An 18,924-nucleotide genomic window follows, 5' to 3' on the forward strand; every position below is an offset into this window, starting at 1 on the left:
TTGATCCAGATTTCGTTAAGCTACCAGAAAAAATCTGAAATTCCTCTCTAGTGCCACAGTCCTTGGAATGCAGCGCGATCGCATATGCGACACATTAGCACATATGGATCGCGCTCATAAAAGATCATTGATGACCGGGGGTTTGAAAAGACATGAACAATGGACGCTGGTTCCGGGCGCACAAGGCGGCGTGCCTGGCGCTTCTCCTGACGAGTGCGGCGGCGCTGCCTTCCGCGCCGGCGCAGGCGCAGGGGCGCACGACGCGCGATTTTGATATTGCCACCCAGCCCTTGCCGGACGCTATCATCCTGTTCGGCCGGCAGGCGGGGATCGAGGTGTCGGCGGAAAGCAGCGTGACCCGCGGTCGCCGGACGCCGGGCGTGTCGGGCAATCTTGCGCCGGCCGAAGCCTTGTCCCGCTTGCTATCTGGCACCGGCCTTACCTTCCGCTGGCTGTCCAGCCGGTCGGTCATGGTCGAAGCCGCGCCCGATAGCGCAGATGGTACGGTCCAACTGGGGCCGGTGCGCGTAGAAGGCGCGACCAGCGGCGGCGGGTCCATCGTCACCAGCGATGCGAATGCGACCGAGGGCGACAGCAGCTACGTTGCGCGCGCAATGGGCACGGCAACGGGCCTGTCCTTGTCACCGCGTCAGACGCCACAGTCCGTCAGCATCGTCACGCGCGCGCAACTGGATAATGAGGCGGCGGTATCGATCAACGACGCGCTGGCCCATGCGACCGGCGTGAAGATCAACGAAGGCGAATATTTCGGCACGGCCATCACTATTCGTGGTTTCGACATCACCACGATCCAGGTGAATGGTGCGAACGTCAATTTTCCGCAGCAGCCCGGCGCTGCGCAGCAGGATATGGCCATCTACGACCGGGTCGAGGTGTTGCGCGGCGTGGCCGGCCTGACCCAAGGATCGGGCAAGCCGGGCGGTACGGTCAATCTCGTCCGCAAGATGCCCACGCTCGATCATCAGGCGAACCTGCTGGTGCGCGGCGGATCATGGGATAACTACCGCGTGGAAGCGGACGTTTCGGGCGCGCTCAGCGAAGACGGCCATCTGCGCGCGCGCATTGTGGGCGCCTGGCAGGACAAGGACAGCTTCATCGACTATGTGAACGAGACGAAGCGCGTGGCCTATGGCGTGGTGCAGGCCGACCTTGGCAGTTCGACCATGGTCAGCATCGGCGCGGACTGGGCGAAGGCGACCGGTACGCCGGAATCCATGGGCTATCCCCGCTACACCGATGGCGGCGCGCTCGAATTGCCCCGCTCCACCTTCTTCGGTGCAGCCTGGAACCGCCGCGACAGCGAGACGACGACCGCCTTCGTCGAGGTCGAGCAGCAACTGGGCGGCGACTGGAAGGCCAAGCTGGTCGGTACCGGCATCTGGACCTCGCTTTTCAATCGTCGCATGTTCGTTTCGGGGCAGGCGGTCTATCGCGATACCGGCACCGGCCCATTGGTCCGCGCCACGCAACTTTATTATGATGCCCGCCAGTCGGTTGCCGATCTTCAGGTAGATGGACCGCTGAACCTGCTGGGCGGCCGTCATGAACTGGTGTTCGGCGCGAATTTTCAGAAGGTGCGCGGCGTCACCAGTTCCGACACGCTTGACGCGCCCTGGTATGGCTCCACGCCCGACATGCTGAACTTCGACCCGCTCGACTACAGCTTCCCCACCATCACGAAGGGCACATCGCGCACCACCACCCGCACGCAGCAGGGTGGCGTCTATGGTCTGGCGCGCATGTCGGTGCTGAATGATGTGAAGCTGTTCGCCGGCCTGCGCGTCAACTGGTGGAAGACGGCGACCGAAACCCTCTCGCCCACGCTCACCACCCGCTCCGGCTTCAAATCCAGCGCGCAGCTTCTGCCTTATGGCGGGCTGACTTGGGATGTGCGTCCGGGTACCACGCTCTATGCCAGCTATACCGATATTTATGAGGCGCAGAATGTCATCGACCGGAACGGCAATCTGCTCGACCCGATCGTCGGCGCCAATTATGAAATCGGCGTGAAGCAGGGCTTTGCTGACGACAAGCTGCTGCTCACCGCCTCGCTGTTCCGCATTTCGCAGAGCAATCGCGCCATCGACGATCTCACCGGCCCGACCCCCTGTCCCTCGACCGGCAATGACTATTGTTCGGTCGCGGGCGGCAAGGTGCGCAATCAGGGCGGCGAAGTGGAGCTGGCGGGACAATTGGCCAAGGGCTGGCAGGCGACGATCGGCTATACTCTGACCGACACCAAATATGTGAACGGCCCCAATGGCGGGCAGCGCTTCACCGCCTATCAGCCCCGGCATCTGGTGAAGCTCTCGACCGCCTATGATCTGGGCGGCGGGCTCGACTGGCTGACGCTCGGTGGCAGCGCGACATGGCAAAGCCGCCACTGGGTAGAGGTGCAGGCCATGCCGGGCTTCGAAATGGCGCAGAAACCCTATGCGCTGGTCGATCTGATGGCACGGGCGAAACTGGGTGACGCCCTGTCCCTTTCGGTCAATCTGAACAATGTCTTCGACCTCAACTATTATAAATATCTCAGCCACGAGCGGGCCTATAATTATGTCGGCGCACCCCGGAATGTCCTGGTGACGCTGCAAGGCAAATTCTGACCCACGCACGGCCTGGCCCGGATGATGGCGTCGGGGTCGGGCCGGCCATCCATATTTTTCGCCGGCGATGGTGAAAAATCGTCTGGCTCGAACGTCTAATCAATAGGCGCTCAACTGGTATTGAAAAGCAATCGCATGAAAGACGCATTCCGCCAGTCGATGGCCTGGCTGCACACCTGGGTCGGTCTGGTCGCCGGCTGGATATTATTCTTCGTCTTCGTGACCGGGACGGCGGGCTATTTCCAGCTGGAAATAGGCCAGTGGATGCAGCCGGAACGGTCGGTGACGGCGGCGCCGGCCAATGCCGATCGGACCCGGTTGACGGAACTGGCAATGCAGCGGCTGGAGCAGGTGGCACCGGCCGCCGCCAGCTGGAACGTCACCTTCCCCTATATCCGGCCGGGTGAACGCGAATGGATGAATTTTTCGATCCGTTGGGAGGAAATGCCCAAGTCGGGTCATGAATATGGCGCCGGCGGCAGTGAGCAGCTCGACACGCGGACCGGCGCGATATTGCCGCCGGACGTCGAGCCACGGGAAACGGCCGGTGGCCGGGGCCTCTACCGCATGCACTATTCGCTGCATTATCTGCCCTATCAATGGGCTTACCGGATCGTCGGCATTGCCACCATGCTGATGCTGGTCGCGATCATCAGCGGCATCATCACCCACAAGAAGATATTCAAGGACTTCTTCACCTTCCGCCCCGGCAAGGGCCAGCGGTCCTGGCTCGACGCCCATAATGCGGTCAGCGTCATGGCGCTGCCTTTCTTCCTGATGATCACCTATAGTGGCCTGCTTTTCTTCCTCTTCACCTATATGCCTGCGGGTAAGGCCGTTCTTTATGGCACGGACGAGGAAAGTGGCCGGGCCTTCTACGACGAACTTTATGAAGGCGGCGCGCACAGGCACGCCCCGATCGCGCGTCCATCCGCCCCGATGGCTCCGATGCTGGCCCAGGCCGCCGCGTTGTGGGGGGCGGACCAGATTGCCTCCGTCACGATCGAGCGGATGGAAGGCGAGCCGCCGCAGGTGATCGTGTCGCATGTGCCGGTCGGCCTGAAACTTTATGATGCCGCTAAGCTGCGCTTCCATGCCGACAGCGGCGCTCGCCTGCCCGATGAGCCCGATCCCAGCGGCGCGCCCGGCGCGACGCAGACGGTGATGCTCAACCTGCATGAGGGCGTCTACGCCGATTATTGGGGGCGTTGGGTCTATTTCGCGTCGGGCCTGCTGGGGTGCGGGATGATCGGCACGGGACTGGTGCTATGGACGGTCAAGCGGCGGCGCTTTCATCTGGCGAGCGGACAGGATGCGCGTGAGGATGCCGGCGTCCGTCTCGTCGAGGCGCTGAACGTTGCGACCATCGCTGGCCTGCCGCTGGCGATTGCTGGCTTCTTCTGGGCCAACCGGCTCCTCCCCATCGGCATGATGGACCGTGCCGATTGGGAATATCACAGCCTGTTCGCGCTATGGCTTGGCGCCTTCTTCTACGCGCTGGCCCGGCCATTGCGGCGGGCCTGGATCGAATTGCTCTGGGCAACCTGCGCGGCCTTTGCCTTGATCCCGCTGCTGAACGGGCTGACGACCGGCCGGCATCTCTTCGCGGCCATTGGGCAAGGCGACTGGGTCTTCGCCGGCTTCGACCTTACCATGCTGGGGCTGGCGGCCTGTTTCGCTATCACTGCGCGAAAGGCGGCAAAGCGGCTCGATGCCGGTAGCAAGGCGCCTTCGTCGCCAGCGCGCCAGCCCATCTTGGGGGAGGCGCAGGCGTGAGCGGGCAAGGCAAGTGCGTAACCGCGCGCTATCGCTGGGCGGTGGCGTCGCGCGTGGTCGTGGCTTTTGGTGGCGGCTATGCGCTGACATCGGCGGCTATCGTGCTGGCATCCCTGCTCTGGCCGCTGCCCCGCGCGCAGGCAGTGATGGCGGCCTCGATGCTCAGCTTCGCCCTCTATAGCGGTTTCATTCTCTGGGCCTTCCATGCGCGTCACCTGCGATCCGTCTGGGCTGTGTCGGTGGCCGGCACTGCCGGGCTATCACTTGCCGCTTGGCTGCTAGGCGCTGGAGGCGCGGCATGAGCGGCGCGCATCTCGCCATGCTGGCACTGGCCTTCGCTGGCTTCGGCGCGCTTGCTCTGGCCACCGAACGACACGCAAAACATCTGTTGCGCGTGCTGCCGGCCCTGCGCTGGCGCCGTACCGCGCGAATCGGCGGATGGTTGCTCCTCGGGGGCGCGCTGCTGCTTGGCATGCGCGCGCTCGATACGGCGGGCGTGGGCATCGCCATCTGGTGTGGCTGGCTCAGCATTGCGGCCATTCTCCTTGTCTTCGCGCTACCTGAATGGCCCTGGCAGCCGCCAGTCAAAGCGCGGTCGGAGCGAGCACCCAAAGGTGCGCCATCCGCCATGGATGACGCGCCGATGCGCAAGCCGCGCCGATGGATCGGCTGGCTGATGCTGGGCAGCACCATGGGGACGTTCGCCCTGGCCTATGCGCGCGTCGAAACCAGGGCGCTGGACCGCGATGATGCCATCCATGGCCAGGTCGGCCCCTGGGGTTTCACCTTTGCGGAAGCTGATCGGAATGCCCCCGAAGTGGCGAGCATGGATATACCGATCAAGGCCTATCGCCTGCGCTTCTGCGAGATGTGCGATGCCAGCATACTCCATGTCTATCTGAAGGTGAACAAGCCACGCGCCATGCGCGCCGCCGGCGTGGCGTTCGAGGGCAATCGCTGGGATCGCGGCGCGGAGATTCAATTGCCGTCCAACCTGACCGGCGACAGCCAGCTCTGGATGACGGTCATCGGCAAGGACGGCACGGTCCATCAGGTTGCTTGGCCGATGAAGGCTATATCGCCCGCCACCGTCGACTGGTTTGCCGAACAGGCAAAAGGAGAATGAGCCCCATGCGTATACTGGTCAGGGGCCTGCTCTGCATGACGCTGTCGATGCTGGCCATGCCGGCGCATGCCCATGGCCCTGTCCTCAAATGCGTACTGCTCGATCAGCAGACGGTGCGCTGCCGGGGCGGCTATGCGGAGGGGGACGCCGCACCCGGCGTGGGGCTGGAAGTCATCGACCATGGCGGCCGGACATTGCTGGCGCGCAAGCTGGACAGGGACAGCCTGCTCACATTTCCGCGCCCCAGGGGCGGCTATTATGTCCTGCTCGATGTCGGGCCAGGCGAACAGGCCATCGTCGAGCATGACGAGATCGGATTTCCCCGCACGCGCGACAAGGCCCGATGGGTCAGGAGATAGGAACATGATGCCATTGACGAGCACAGTAGGATGGCCGGCATGAGCCTGCGCGAAGGTGCCGCACGATTGCGCTTGGTTGAAAGCGATATGGAGGCCGCGCAGGTCGCTTATGCGCCGCCGAAAGCCGCGCTTCCGGTCTACAGCTACACCCGCTATTCGGATCAGCCGATGAGCTTGCGCACCCGCCTGTGCGGTGCGGGCGGCGTGGGGCTGGTCGCGCTGCTCTTCGCCGGGTGCATGTTGCTGAGCTGGCAGGTCTACAAGGCCGTGAAGACGCCCGCGACGCTCAACGTCTTCAACGTCGCCCCGCCGGCTGCACCGCCGGAACCGGTCCGCGAAGTGCCGCCCGGCCCGGATAAGGTGCAGAAGGAAACAGCGAAGCCGGATCCCGATCAACCCAGGATCGAACCGCCGAAGGTGGAAGTGCCCAGCGCCAATCTGTTGCCTGTCGTGGCCGCCAAACCAACGCCGGACCCGGGCCCGCCGGTGAAGGAAACCACTGCGCCGGAAAGCAAGCCCGCGCCGCCCGCGCCGCAGGTGTCGACTGGCAAGCCAACCTGGGAAGGGCTGGTGCTGGGCGCACTCAACAAGGTGAAGCGCTACCCGCGCGACGCCCATTTCGCGCGGCAGCAGGGCGTGCCCTATATCCGCTTCGTCATGGACCGGGCGGGGAAAGTGCTCTCCTCGCGACTTGAACGATCGTCGGGATATCGCTCGCTCGATCAGGAAGCTCTGTCGCTGCCCAAGCGCGCACAGCCGCTGCCCAGGCCCCCCGAAGATGTGAAGGGCGACACCATCGAACTGGTCGTCCCCGTAGAGTTTTTCATGCGATGAATTTGTCCCTGTTCTTTTCCAGCCTCGCCGTAGTGGCAGGCACGCCTGCCGACGAGCAGTCCCGGCCGGACCTGTTGGCGCAGCAGCCGACCCATCCGCCGGTGATACCGACCGGCCCCGATCCGGTATATCCGGCGGAATTCTATGCGCCGTTCCAGCCGCAGACGGCGCTCGACATGCTGGAACGCACGCCGGGCTTCCTCCTGTCTGAAGGCTCCAGCCTGCGCGGCTTTGGCGGCGCGGCTGGCAATGTCCTGATCGACGGGCAACGCCCTACGGTGAAGGCCGGCGGCATCAGTCAGGTGCTGCGACGGATCAGCGCGTCGCGGGTGGAGCGCGTCCTCCTGCTGCGCGGCACCGACGCCGCCGAAGCGCAGGGCCAGACGCTGGTGGCCAATGTCATCCTGCGCGCGGATGCCGGCGGATCGGGCAATGCGTCGCTGACGCTGCGCCACACTGCCGATGGGCGGATTTCGCCGTCCGGCCAGATCAGCCATGCCCGCCGCATTGCCGGTTGGCAGACCAATATCGAACTGTCGGGCGAAGTGGTGCGCTATCCGACCGACGGCCTCTATTATAATCGCGACGCAACCGGCACGCTGACCCAGACCCGCTTCGAGCGGATCGACGGCAAGGCACCCGAGCTTGGCCTGGCCGCGTCCACATCCGGCATGGTCGCGGGCGGGGCGCTGACCGTCAACCTGCGGCTGAACAAGGATGGCTATCGCTCCGACCGCGCCATCGACATTTTCGCCGGCGCGCGCGAAGGCACGCCGCAGGCGGTGCGTGATATCCTCTATGAGGAAAAGGGAAAGAGCGGTGAACTGGGCCTGGACTGGACCCGCGCGCTTGGGAAGGGCTGGACCACCAAGCTGGTGGGCCTTGCCCGGCTGGAGGATGGCACGACCGACGAAAATTATGTCGAGCCAGGCTATCAGGGCGTGTCGTCGCTGCGACAGAAGCCGCTCGAACTGGTCGGCCGCACCACGCTGACGCGCGAGGGCGACCATGCGATCCGGCCTGAGCTGGGCGTCGAGATAGCGTATAATCGCCTGTCCAGCCGGCTCGATTATGCGGAAGATGTGGGCGGCGGCCTGATGCCGGTCAATCTCGCCAATGCCGACACCCGCGTATCGGAACTGCGCGGCGAAGCCTTTGCCAACCTCACCGTCAAACTGGCGCGCACGCTCAATTTCGAAAGCGGCATGGCCTTTGAAATGTCGCGGATCCGCGTGACGGGCGATTTTCCCAACGAACAAAGTCTGTCCTACTGGAAGCCGTCCGCCGCGCTGGTCTGGTCGCCATCGGGCAGCACACAACTGCGCATCGGTGGCCGCCGAACGGTGGATCAACTCGATTTCGGTGACTTTGCGGCATCGGTGAATCAGGCCGATGGTCGTCCGCTGGGCGGTAATGCCGGCCTGCGCCCTGCGCGCGTCACGCGCGCGCTCGGCCGGGTCGACCATCGCTGGGGAAAGGGCGGCGCAATCGCGGTCGAGGGCTATCATCAATGGCATCAGGGGCTGCTCGGCTATCTGCTGCTGCTATCAGGGGACGAGGCGCTGGGCACGATCGGCAATGCCCGACAATGGGGCGTCACGGCGCAGGCGACGCTGCCGCTCGATGCCGCGATCCGGGGTGCCCGGCTGACCCTCGACGGCACGCTGCGCGGTTCGCGCTTCCGTGACCCGGTGACAGGCAATATCCGCAAGATGGACGATATTCCCCCGCGCAGCCTGACGGCCGAATTCCGCCATGACGTGCCCGCCCTGCGATCCTCCTGGGGGGTGAATTATACGGCGGCCGAACGGGCGTCGGTCTATTATACCGGCGAATTGCTGACCTGGCGCGACGATGCGCTCTGGGGCGCCTATGTCGAGACGACCGCGCTGGCCGGGTTCAAGACGACGCTGAAGGCGAGCGCTATCAATGGTCAGGATACGCATCGCCTGCGGCGCTTCTATACGCCCAGCCGGGCCGGGCTGGCGTCCGGCCTCGAACAGCGCGATCAATGGCAGGGCGCGATCCTGTCGCTGACACTGGCGCGCGCGCTATGAACCGCACCACTTTGCCGTTGCATCGCCGCACCCGTGTCGAGCGCCGCGTGCTCGCCGTCATGCGAGGGGACTGGGCCATCCCGCTCGATCCGCGCGCTGCCCGCTGCTTCACCATTCTTCATCAGCTGGCCGAGCGGCGCGGGTTGGGGATACAACCGCCGGGCACATCCTATGTCAGCGAAGGCGAACTGACGTTGCTGTCGTGGATCGCGAACAGCCAGCGGATCAGCGCGCCGGTCCAGCCCCCGCATGACCGGCGCCTCGCCATCGTCACATGCCATTGCGCGCGCTGGCTCAATCAGATGCGGCTGCGCTTGTCGCCCCTGACTCTGTATAGCGGTCCAGCTGTCCGGGCTTGATCGCCATCCCCGAACGGTTCCGTATTTGCGAACGAATCTCAAAAAGGAATGTCATGACCGGATTGGCGAATAGCCCCGCCTCGGCTCCAGCCACCGACTCCTTCAGCCTCAAGCCGCTGATGTTTGAAACCTTCGTCTGCTCGATGGCGATGATGGCTTTCGTTGCACTGGCGGGGCCGATCGCGCGCGTTGTCGGCCTTGCGCCCTGGCAGGTCGGTGCGGCCATGACGGTCGCCGGTGTCGCCTGGATGGTGATGGCGCGCATCTGGGGCGCTGCCAGCGATCGCCGGGGCCGCCGCAAAATCCTGTTGCTGGGTCTGGGTGGGTTTGCCGTCACCTATGTCCTGCTGTCGCTCTTCATCGATTTCGCGCTGCGTACGACGATGGGGCCCGCGCTGGCGTTCATCGGGCTGGTCGTCGGTCGTGCGGTGGCCGGCATCTTCTACGCCGCCGTGCCGGCGACCAGCACGGCGTTGGTGGCGGACCATGTCCCGCCGGGAGAACGCGGCAAGGCGATGGCGGCGATCGGCGCGTCCAGCGCGGCGGGCATGGTGATCGGTCCCGGTTTCGCCGGTCTCGTCGGTCCGATCAATCTCAGCCTGCCACTCTATCTGACCGCTTTTTTGCCGGCGGTGGCCTTTGCCGTGCTGTGGCGCGTTCTCCCCCAGCAGGAACAGCATGCGCCACCCAAGGCCGACCTGCTGCGCCTGACCGACCCTCGGTTGCGTAGGCCCATGACGATCGCGTTCGTCGCGATGTTCAGCGTTGCCGTCGCGCAGATCACGGTCGGTTTTTTCGCGCTCGATCGGCTGCATCTCGATCCGGCGGGTGCGGCCCATGCGGCGGGCATCGCGCTGGCGGCGGTCGGCGTGGCGCTGGTGCTGGCGCAGGTCGTTCTGCGCCAACTCGACTGGTCGCCGATGACGTTGATCCGCCTGGGCGCCTTCATCGGCGGGGTCGGCTTCGCTGCGGTCACGCTTGCGACCAGCGCGCCGCTGCTCTGGGCCTGCTATGCGGTGGCGGCCTTCGGCATGGGCTGGGTCTATCCGTCGGTGTCCGCCCTTGCCGCCAATGCGGTGAACGCACATGAACAGGGCGCAGCGGCCGGCTCGATCGCGGCGGCGCATGGACTGGGTGTCATTCTCGGCCCGATCGTCGGCAGCTTCGTCTACACGCTCGACAATGGCGTGCCTTTTGCGCTGGTCGGCGGTCTGTTGCTGATCGTGGCGGCCTGTCGAACCCGCTAAGCGGGGGTGCGGCCATGGTCCATGGCGATCCGCGCCAGCCGGTCGGACGATGTCAGAAACATGCAGGTGCCGTCCTGTCCGAAGCAGATGTTGGCGACGGCCTTGCCGGTACCGATCAGGCCGATAGGTTCGCCTTCAGCCGTCAATATATGCACGCCGCCCGGTCCGGTCGCGAAGACATGCCCGCCGGGCGCCACCTTGAGTCCGTCGGGCAGGCCCGGCAGTCCCCGTGCCAGATCGGCGCGAAAATCATGGAACAGTCGCTGTCCCGTCGGTCGTCCATCCGCGCCCAACGTATAGGCGCGCACCTCCGGCTGTTTCTCGTCCGATAGGGCCAGATAGAGCGTCCGCCCATCCGGCGCGATCGCCACGCCATTGGGGCGGTGATGGCTGCCGTCCAGCAATGCCACCGTGCCATCCGGAAAGAGCGCATAAAGGCCATTATGCGCGACCTCCCGCAGGGCCGACGCATCGCCATCCGTAAAGCCATAGGGCGGATCGGTGAAATAGATGATCCCGGACGGTGCAATGCACAGGTCATTGGGGCTGTTGAACCGCTTGCCCTCGAACCGCTCGGCCAGGATGGTCCGCTCGCGACTTTGCAGGTCGATCCGCACGATCGTGCGCGTGCCGCTGTCTGCCGCGACTAATGCGCCGTCCTTGTCGATGATCAGCCCATTCAGGCCCGCCTCCCGCACGCCCGCCGGGATATCGCCTTGAAAGCCGGCGGGCGACAGGAATGGCTTCGCGCCTTCATCCTGCCGCCAGCGATAGACGGTATTGGCCGGTGGATCGCTGAACAGCAGATAGTCGCCCTGCGACACCCACACCGGCCCCTCCGCCCAGCGAAATCCTTCCGCGAGAAATTCGACCGTGGCGGATGGCGGGATGATCGCGTCCAGCCTTGGGCTCAGCCGCTTGACGAAGCCGGCAGGGGCAGGGGCAGGGGCAGGGGCGCCCATCGCCGCCACCGGCAGGCTCGCCAGCCCGGCCAGAACCGTTCGCCGCGCGATCATGCGCTCATCCTGATGCTGCGACCATCTGCGGCGCTGCGATAGATCGCCTCGATCACGCGCAGGTCGGCCAGTCCTTCCTCGCCCGCGACGATCGGTGTCGCGCCGCTGATGATGCACTCGGCCATATGGTCGAGTTGTCCGGCAAACTGGTTCTTGGCCGGGGCGGGCAGCGTGCGCGGCGCGGTCACGCCATCCTTGCGGATGGTCATCACCTGCCCGGCATAGGATGTCGCCGGCTCCATGTCGATCCATCCCTGCGTACCGCTCACTCTGTAGCCATTATGGGATGAGCTATAGCTGGACACGCAATTGGCGATGATGCCCGATGGAAAGCGCAGCAGGAAATTGATCTTGTCCTCCACTGTGTGGAAGCGCGGATCGGACCGGTCGGTGGCTTCGACGGCTGTCACTTCCACGGGTTCCTCTCCGCTCAGATAGCGCGCGGCGTTCAGGCTGTAGATACCGATGTCCATCATTGATCCGCCGCCGGACAGGAGTCGGTCGAGGCGCCACTGATCCGGCCTGATGGGAAAGCCATGGTCGGCTGTGATGATCTGCGTTCGCCCGACATGGCCGGCACGGGCCAGATCGATCGCCAGCCGGTTATAGGGCTCGAAACGCGACCGATAGCCGATCATCAGCTTCGTCCCCGCCTTCCTGCACGCGGCGATCATCGCTTCGCATTCCGCAACGGATACGGCCATCGGCTTCTCGCACATCACATGCTTGCCGGCCTGCGCGGCGCGGATGCTATATTCGGCATGCAGGCTGTTGGGCAGCACGACATAAACGATATCGATGTCCGGATTGTCGCGGATGCGATCAAAATCGGCATAGCTGTAGCGATGCGTCCTGGGGATGCCATAGTCCGCGCCATATTGATCCAACTTGGCGGGCGTGCCGCTGACCAGCGCCACCAGTCGGGCATGGTCGCATCTGGCGAAATTGGGCATGATCTGGCGCGTGGCATAGGAGCCAAGCCCCACGATCGCATAGCCGATCTTGCGGGCGGGCCGCGTCGCCGCGCTCCCGCTCATGCCGGACAGCATCATGCCGGCGCCGAGGCTGGCCAATATAGCGCGACGGGAACTGTCGATCATGCTATCCTCCCATTCAGGGGCGATCAGTCCGCCACGCGGCTGAGCGCCGGGCGCAACCAGCCCAGATTGCGGGCGGCGATCGCTGCCTGGGTGCGGTTGCGGACGTTCAGCTTGCGCATCAGCGCGGTCATATGGACCTTCACCGTGGCCTCGGCCATGCCCAGCTCATAGGCGATCTGCTTGTTGAGCAGCCCCGAATGGACACAGCGCAGCACCTTCATCTGGGTCGGGGTCAAGCGGGGCGGTTCGGCGCCCCTATGGTCGATCCGTCCATATGCTTGCTGATCGAGACTATCGTGCAAATCCATCACGAAGTGCATCCGTCCTCTCCCTGTTCGGTCCGACAAGGGTGCGCCAGCTTTTGGCCGCTGGCTGCATCGGACTCGGTACCGCTAACAGTAATAGAATCAGTCAGACAGCTTCAAGCAAAAAATGGAATGACCTAACGAAATATCTAGGATGTTCTCAATTATCCTCTATAATCTGTCTAACAGATTTTAAGCCGCGGGAGCGGAATCGCTGGATTTCAGCGCGATATGATGGGGGGAGAGGATGGCGCTATCACTATGTCGCTCGGCAGCGCTTGCCGATTTAAGGTTCTTCGCTGATCATAAGGCGCAGGCAAGGTGAGTCCGGCGGACTATCGGCTTGTCCTGGCCGCCATCGCGGGCATCGCCTTGTCCATCGCCCTTATCATCCGGGGCCGCCTCCATCCTTTTGTCGGCCTGCTCTGCGGGGCCTTCACCGTCGGGTTGCTCGCTGGCCTGCCGATGGAGGAAACGGCCAAGGCGGTGGAAAAGGGGGCCGGCGCCATATTGGGCGGCACCGGCCTTGTCGTAGCGCTGGGCCTTGGCCTTGGCGCGATGCTGCAATTGTCGGACGGCGCGGGCGGTCTGGCGCGCGCGGCGCTGCGACTGTCGGGCGTGCGCGGCGCGCCCTGGGCCAGCCTGTTCACCGCCATCGTCATCGGCCTGCCGCTCTTCTTCGAAACTGGCCTTGTCCTGCTCTTGCCGATCGTAGCCTCGGCGGCGGCGGCGCTCCCCGCCGGGCAGAATGGTGATACCGCCAAATTGCGTCTGATGCTGCCGGCGCTGTCGGGCCTGTCGGTGGTCCATGCGCTGGTGCCGCCGCATCCGGGGCCGCTGCTGGCGGTCAATGCGCTGGGGGCCAATCTCGGCCTCACCCTCCTCTATGGCCTTATCATCGGTATCCCGACCGCGATCATCGCCGGCCCGCTGCTGGCGCGCTTCACCGCGCCCGGTGTCAAGCTCAACCCACCACTGCTCGATCCGGTGAAGATCGACGTTGCCACGCCATCGGTCGGTCGCACGCTGACCGCCGTGCTGCTGCCGGTCGTGCTAATCGCGGCCGGTCAGGCGGTTGCGCTGTTGCCGCCCGCCGTCGCGGCGCATTTCCACTGGCTCGCCTGGGTCAGCGATCCGGTCGTCGCCCTGCTGGTCGCCGTGCTGGTGGCACTGCCGCTGCTGTTCGGCGGCCGCATCACCGATCGCACCGTTCAGAATGCGATCTGGACTGAAGCGATGACACCCGCCGGCGGCATCATCCTGGCGATCGGCGCAGGCGGCGCGCTGAAACAGGTGCTGGTGACGGCTGGCCTGTCCGACATGCTGGTCCGCATTGCGCAGGGCGGTGCGATTTCCCCGATTTTGCTCGCCTGGGGCGTGTCGGTCTGCATCCGCCTTGCGACGGGGTCGGCCACGGTGGCGACCATTACCACCGCTGGCGTGATGCAGGGGTTGGTCGCAGCGTCCGGCGTGGACCCGGAATGGATGGTCCTAGCCATCGGCGCCGGTTCGCTCTTCTTCTCCCATGTCAACGATCCGGGCTTCTGGCTGGTGAAAAGCTATCTGGGCACCGACATGCCCGGCACCTTCCGCACCTGGTCGATCATGGAGACGGTGGTTGCGGTCGTCGGCCTGCTATTGGTGCTTGTCGCCAGCAGCATCTTCTAACTAGGGAGCATGATGAGCCAGACGCGCCTTTCCGACCATGTCTATGCCCAGATCGTCGACATCATAAAGTCTGACGGTCTGGAGGTTGGCGCGCGCCTGCCATCGGAGGCGCGTCTGGCGGAAATGTTCGGCGTATCGCGCGCGATCGTGCGTGAAGCGCTGATGCGGCTGGCATCGGACGGCATTACGGAGGCGCGTCGCGGCGCCGGTTCCTTCGTCAAGAGCCGCCCGTCCGACCGGCTCGCCATGTTCATGCCGTCTACCGAGCTACCAACGACGCTGGGCAGCTATGAAGTGCGCTTCGTGCTGGAGGCGGAGGCGGCGCGCCTGGCCGCCACCCGCCGCACCGCGCAGGAAATAGCTTATGTGGAAGAAGGCATGGAAATGCTGCGCGCCGCGCTGCTCTCCAGTGAACCCGCCCATGTCGAGGATATGGAACTGCATCGCCGCATTGCCGAGGCGACCGGCAATCCCGCCTTCCTGATCGCGTTCGATGCGCTGCATGGCGATGTGGATAAGATCATGCGGGCGGGCGTCGATATCAGCCGCTCCCGCCCGCCCGACGTCATCGCCACGATGCTGCGCGAACATGAACAGATCGTCGCTGCCATCCGCGCGCAAGACCCGGAGGGCGCTGCGCTCGCCATGCGCTGGCATCTGTGGGAAGGGCGCCGTCGCCTGATGCCCTGATGGCCCGTCGCGGGTCAGGCGAGCCAGTCCAGCACCTTGTCTCGCAACACGTCCGGCGCGACATCGGTGGTCAGGATCAGCGTCTGTGCATCGGGCAACGGTCGCTCCAGCGTCGCGATCTGGCTGTCCAGCAAAGTGGCGGGCATATAATGGCCCGGCCGGTTGTTCAGCCGTGCCAGCAACGCCTCCCGGCTATTGTCCAGCAGCACGAACCGCAGTTGGCTGCCGACCGCTGACCGTAGCCGATCGCGATACACGGCCCGCAAGGCGGAACAGGCCGCAACTGCCGCGCCATGTGTCTGACTCGCTGTCGCAATCGCAATGCCCAGCCGGTCGAGCCAGGGCCAGCGATCCGCGTCCGTCAATGGCTGCCCGCCGCGCATCTTCTCGATCGCTTCGGGCGCATGAAAACTGTCCCCTTCCAGAAAGGGGCAATTCATGGCGTCGCCCAGCAGCGCGCCGAGCGTCGACTTGCCGCAACCGCTGACCCCCATGACGATCAGGGCGAGGGGCTGGGGTCTGTCGCGATGGGCGAATGACGGCACGACGGCGTCCCTTGCAGGCGAACATGGCCCGGCGGGCATCGCCGGGGCCTGCGCGGCTATAAAAGGGCAGGCAGTGGGCTGAAAACTACGACCTATGTCGCAAGTGCCAAAGCCCGCCCCGGCTTTTAGCCCTGCACGCACGACAATCATATGGAGAGGCGGCTATGATCGGACGCAACATGATCGCGGCTTTGCTGGCGGCGACCACCCTTGGAGCGCCGGCCTGGGCCGCCGGCACATCGGTCTTCCCGGTCGCACCGGACGAACCCCATGCCGTCACAGTCAAGGCGAAGGGCGACGGCAAGGCGGATGACAGCGCGGCGATCCAGCAGGCATTGGATCAGGCCCGCGACAAGACCGGCCATGGCATCGTCTTCCTGCCGTCGGGCACCTATCGCATCACCCGATCGCTGATCGTCCCGGCGGGCGTGCGCGTCTATGGCGTCGGGTCGACCCGTCCGGTCCTGTTGCTGGGCGCCAACACGCCGGGCTTCCAGCAGGGCGTATCGACCATGGTCATCTTCGCGGGTGGCGACCAGTATCAGGTCGGCAAGGTGCCGGTCCCGGTGCCGACCGTCGTGCCGCGCGACAAAGTGGTGCGCGACGCCAACTCCGGCACCTTCTATTCGTCGATGAGCAATGTCGATATCGAGATCGGCGCGGGCAATCCGGCGGCGGCGGGCGTGCGGTTCCGCATGGCGCAACATGCGTTCCTCAGCCATATGGAGTTCCGCCTCGGGACTGCCTTCGCCGGCGTCTATCAGGCGGGCAACGTTATCGACAATGTCCATTTTCAGGGCGGCCGCTATGGCATCGTCACGGAAAAGACCTCCCCCGCCTGGCAGTTCACCCTGCTCGATTCCAGCTTCGATGGCCAGCGCGACGCGGCCATCCGCGAGCATGAGGTTGACCTGACCCTCGTCAATGTCGCGATCCGCAACACACCTGTCGGGATCGAGATCGACCGCGGCTATAGCGACAGCCTCTGGGGCAAGGATGTCCGCTTCGAAAATATATCGAAGGCCGGTGTCGTCATCTCCAACGAGAAAAATGTCTTCACCCAGATCGGTTTCGAAAACGCGCTTGTCGAGAACAGCCCGGTCTTCGCCCGTTTCCGGAACAGCGGCAAGACCGTGGACGGCAAGGGCAAGGCCTATAAGGTCGCCAATTTCTCCTACGGCCTCGCCATTCCCGACATCGGCCATACCGGAGAATATAAGACAGAGGCGGATATCCATTCCCTGCCCGCCCTGCCCGCCCCGCGCGAAGGCGCAATCCGCGACCTGCCGCCGATGCGCGAATGGGTCAATGTCCGCACGCTGGGCGCTATGGGCGACGGCAAGGCCGACGATACCGCCGCGATCCAGAAGGCGATCGACAACCATCGCATCCTCTATTTCCCGGTCGGCTTCTACAAGGTGACGGACAGGCTGACGCTACGCCCCGACAGCGTGCTGATCGGCCTGCACCCCGCCATCACGCAACTCTACATTCCCGATGATAATCCCGCCCATTCCGGCCTCGGCCCGGTGCTGCCGATCCTCGAAAGCCCCAGAGGTGGCGACAATATCCTGTCGGGCCTTGGCCTGTTCACCGGCCGGATCAACCCGCGCGCGTCCGCCTTGCTATGGCGGTCGGGGGAGAAGAGTCTGGTCGAGGATGTGAAGATCATGGGCGGCGGCGGCACCCCGACCGCCGATGGCAAGATGCTGGGCGCATTGCGTGTCAACACCGGCGATCCGGTCACGGACGGGCGCCTTGATGCCCAATATCCCAGCATCTGGGTGACGGACGGCGGCGGGGGCACCTTCGCCGATGTGTGGAGTCCCAACAGCTTCGCCCAGTCCGGCCTGCACATCACCAACACCAGTACGCCCGGCCATGTCTATGAAATGTCGGTCGAACATCATGCCCGCAACGAGATCGTCCTCGACAATGTCCAGAATTGGGAGTTTCTCGCTCCCCAGACAGAGCAGGAGGTCGATGACGGCCCGGACGCCATCTCGCTCGACATTCGCAATTCGAAGAACCTGCTGTTCGCCAACTATCATGGCTATCGCGTGACGCGCACCTATGCGCCGGAAAAAAGCGCGGTGAAGCTCACCAATTCGAGCGATATCCGCTTCCGCAACGTCCATATCAATGCCGAAAGCGGCTTTGCGACCTGCGACGACGAAGGCTGCGGCACCTTCCTGCGAGCCAGCAAATATCCGTTCGACAATGCGATCGAGGATGTAAGCCGCAAGCTGTTCGTGCGCGAGCGCGAGTTCGCTAAACTGGATATCGGCGCAGCCGACCGCAAGATCGTGCCGGACTCACCCAGCAGCGCCAAGGTCGAGAAACTGGAGGACGGTTTCTGGTCGATCTCCGGCGCGGCGGTGGATGCCGGGGGGGCGCTCTATTTCATCGACCGCCGGTTCCAGCGCATCCATCGCTGGACCGAAGCGAAGGGGCTGGAAATCGTCCGCGACAATGCGCTCGACCCGGTCAATCTGGCGATCGACGGATCGGGGCATCTGCTCGTGCTGTCCTCGCTGGGTCCGAAGGGCGGCGTCTATTCGGTCGATCCCGAAGGACCGAAGGACCAGATGACGCTGATCCAGCCGACCCCGGTGCGGGCTGGCGGCGCGGCGAAGACGCTGCTGCCGGTCAACTGGTGGAATAATGGCGAATTCCGCGACCAGCTCGACCACAAGACCTACGAGTTCACGACGCTCGCCGAGATGTTCGCGCGCGATGTCGGCTCGCCGAAGGCGAAGGAGTATCTCTCGCCCGATGGCAGCCTGTCCCTGCCCGCCTTCCGCGTGTGGCAACAGGGACCGATCGATCACACCGGCTGGCGTTGGTCCGATAGCCTGAACGCCAATGGCCTGATCGGCGGCAAGCCGGGCGAGCGCCTGTTCGTCACCAACGGGTCGGAGAATGTCACCTATAGCGGCACCGTGGGTGCGGGCGGGACGTTGACCAACCTCAAGCGCTTTGCCAATCGCGGCGGCGAGAGCGTCGCGGTTGATGGCCAGGGCCGCGTCTATGTCGCGAACGGACAGGTCTTCATCTACGGCCCCGATGGCAAGGAGGCGGGGCGCATCGACGTGCCCGATCGCCCCTTGCAGATACTGTTCGGTGGGCCGGACAAGCGGACGCTTTTCATCCTGACACATCACGCGCTCTATGCGGCAAAGCTCTGAAAAACCGGGCTTCCTGCCGCATCTACG

General features: G+C 64.5%; 16 protein-coding genes. 12 read left to right on the forward strand and 4 right to left on the reverse strand.

Annotated elements, in window-relative coordinates; translation table 11 throughout:
- Positions 1-152: 152 nt before the first annotated feature.
- The 9 genes from RQH62_RS05670 to RQH62_RS05710 all read left to right on the forward strand — a co-directional run bounded on the left by RQH62_RS05670 (position 153) and on the right by RQH62_RS05710 (position 10,385).
- Complete coding sequence (locus RQH62_RS05670; protein WP_311267772.1) at positions 153-2,627, forward strand: TonB-dependent siderophore receptor; 2,475 nt, start codon at positions 153-155, stop codon at positions 2,625-2,627.
- 135 nt (positions 2,628-2,762) lie between these two features.
- Positions 2,763-4,403 (forward strand): PepSY-associated TM helix domain-containing protein, encoded by a 1,641-nt coding sequence (locus tag RQH62_RS05675; RefSeq protein ID WP_311267773.1) that lies wholly within the window; start codon positions 2,763-2,765, stop codon positions 4,401-4,403.
- Complete coding sequence (locus RQH62_RS05680) at positions 4,400-4,705, forward strand: iron transporter (protein ID WP_311267774.1); 306 nt, start codon at positions 4,400-4,402, stop codon at positions 4,703-4,705. Before RQH62_RS05675 ends, RQH62_RS05680 begins: the two co-directional genes overlap by 4 nt.
- Positions 4,702-5,529, forward strand: coding sequence for a DUF3325 domain-containing protein (locus RQH62_RS05685; RefSeq protein ID WP_311267775.1), 828 nt, complete (start codon positions 4,702-4,704; stop codon positions 5,527-5,529). Before RQH62_RS05680 ends, RQH62_RS05685 begins: the two co-directional genes overlap by 4 nt.
- 5 nt (positions 5,530-5,534) lie before the next feature.
- On the forward strand, positions 5,535-5,888 hold the full coding sequence (locus tag RQH62_RS05690) for a hypothetical protein (protein WP_311267776.1): 354 nt from the start codon (positions 5,535-5,537) through the stop codon (positions 5,886-5,888).
- Between the two features lie 39 nt (positions 5,889-5,927).
- Positions 5,928-6,722 carry a TonB family protein gene (locus RQH62_RS05695; protein WP_311267777.1) on the forward strand — a complete coding sequence of 265 codons (795 nt, stop codon included), beginning with the start codon at positions 5,928-5,930 and terminating at the stop codon, positions 6,720-6,722.
- Positions 6,719-8,779 (forward strand): TonB-dependent receptor domain-containing protein, encoded by a 2,061-nt coding sequence (locus RQH62_RS05700; RefSeq protein ID WP_311267778.1) that lies wholly within the window; start codon positions 6,719-6,721, stop codon positions 8,777-8,779. The genes RQH62_RS05695 and RQH62_RS05700 overlap by 4 nt, the downstream gene beginning before the upstream one ends.
- The gene (locus RQH62_RS05705) at positions 8,776-9,138 is read left to right on the forward strand and encodes a hypothetical protein (protein ID WP_311267779.1); all 363 of its coding nucleotides are present in this window, start codon (positions 8,776-8,778) and stop codon (positions 9,136-9,138) included. Before RQH62_RS05700 ends, RQH62_RS05705 begins: the two co-directional genes overlap by 4 nt.
- A 53-nt stretch (positions 9,139-9,191) precedes the next feature.
- Positions 9,192-10,385 (forward strand): MFS transporter, encoded by a 1,194-nt coding sequence (locus tag RQH62_RS05710; protein WP_311267780.1) that lies wholly within the window; start codon positions 9,192-9,194, stop codon positions 10,383-10,385.
- Here RQH62_RS05710 and RQH62_RS05715 read toward each other — a convergent pair.
- The 3 genes from RQH62_RS05715 to RQH62_RS05725 are packed head-to-tail and all read right to left on the reverse strand — an operon-like array spanning position 10,382 to position 12,812.
- On the reverse strand, positions 10,382-11,401 hold the full coding sequence (locus RQH62_RS05715) for an SMP-30/gluconolactonase/LRE family protein (RefSeq protein ID WP_311267781.1): 1,020 nt from the start codon (positions 11,399-11,401) through the stop codon (positions 10,382-10,384). The genes RQH62_RS05710 and RQH62_RS05715 overlap by 4 nt on opposite strands.
- Positions 11,398-12,501 (reverse strand): Gfo/Idh/MocA family oxidoreductase, encoded by a 1,104-nt coding sequence (locus tag RQH62_RS05720; RefSeq protein ID WP_311267782.1) that lies wholly within the window; start codon positions 12,499-12,501, stop codon positions 11,398-11,400. The genes RQH62_RS05715 and RQH62_RS05720 overlap by 4 nt, the downstream gene beginning before the upstream one ends.
- 23 nt (positions 12,502-12,524) lie before the next feature.
- Entirely contained in the window at positions 12,525-12,812 is a 288-nt protein-coding gene (locus RQH62_RS05725; protein WP_405053523.1) for a response regulator transcription factor, read from the reverse strand.
- Positions 12,813-13,127: 315 nt separating this feature from the next.
- Here RQH62_RS05725 and RQH62_RS05730 point away from each other — a divergent pair, with 315 nt between their 5' ends.
- The gene (locus RQH62_RS05730) at positions 13,128-14,474 is read left to right on the forward strand and encodes a gluconate:H+ symporter (protein WP_311267784.1); all 1,347 of its coding nucleotides are present in this window, start codon (positions 13,128-13,130) and stop codon (positions 14,472-14,474) included.
- 12 nt (positions 14,475-14,486) lie between these two features.
- On the forward strand, positions 14,487-15,164 hold the full coding sequence (locus RQH62_RS05735; RefSeq protein WP_311267785.1) for an FCD domain-containing protein: 678 nt from the start codon (positions 14,487-14,489) through the stop codon (positions 15,162-15,164).
- Positions 15,165-15,178: 14 nt separating this feature from the next.
- Here the strand turns inward: RQH62_RS05735 and RQH62_RS05740 are convergent, their stop codons facing one another.
- Positions 15,179-15,658 carry a gluconokinase gene (locus RQH62_RS05740; RefSeq protein ID WP_311268106.1) on the reverse strand — a complete coding sequence of 160 codons (480 nt, stop codon included), beginning with the start codon at positions 15,656-15,658 and terminating at the stop codon, positions 15,179-15,181.
- A 215-nt stretch (positions 15,659-15,873) separates the two neighbouring features.
- On the opposite strand from RQH62_RS05740, the gene RQH62_RS05745 reads away from it, so the two are divergent.
- Positions 15,874-18,897 carry a glycosyl hydrolase family 28-related protein gene (locus RQH62_RS05745; protein ID WP_311267786.1) on the forward strand — a complete coding sequence of 1,008 codons (3,024 nt, stop codon included), beginning with the start codon at positions 15,874-15,876 and terminating at the stop codon, positions 18,895-18,897.
- The last annotated feature ends 27 nt before the right edge of the window (positions 18,898-18,924 follow it).

Source organism: Sphingobium sp. WCS2017Hpa-17, from assembly GCF_031843765.1.
GTDB lineage: Bacteria > Pseudomonadota > Alphaproteobacteria > Sphingomonadales > Sphingomonadaceae > Sphingobium.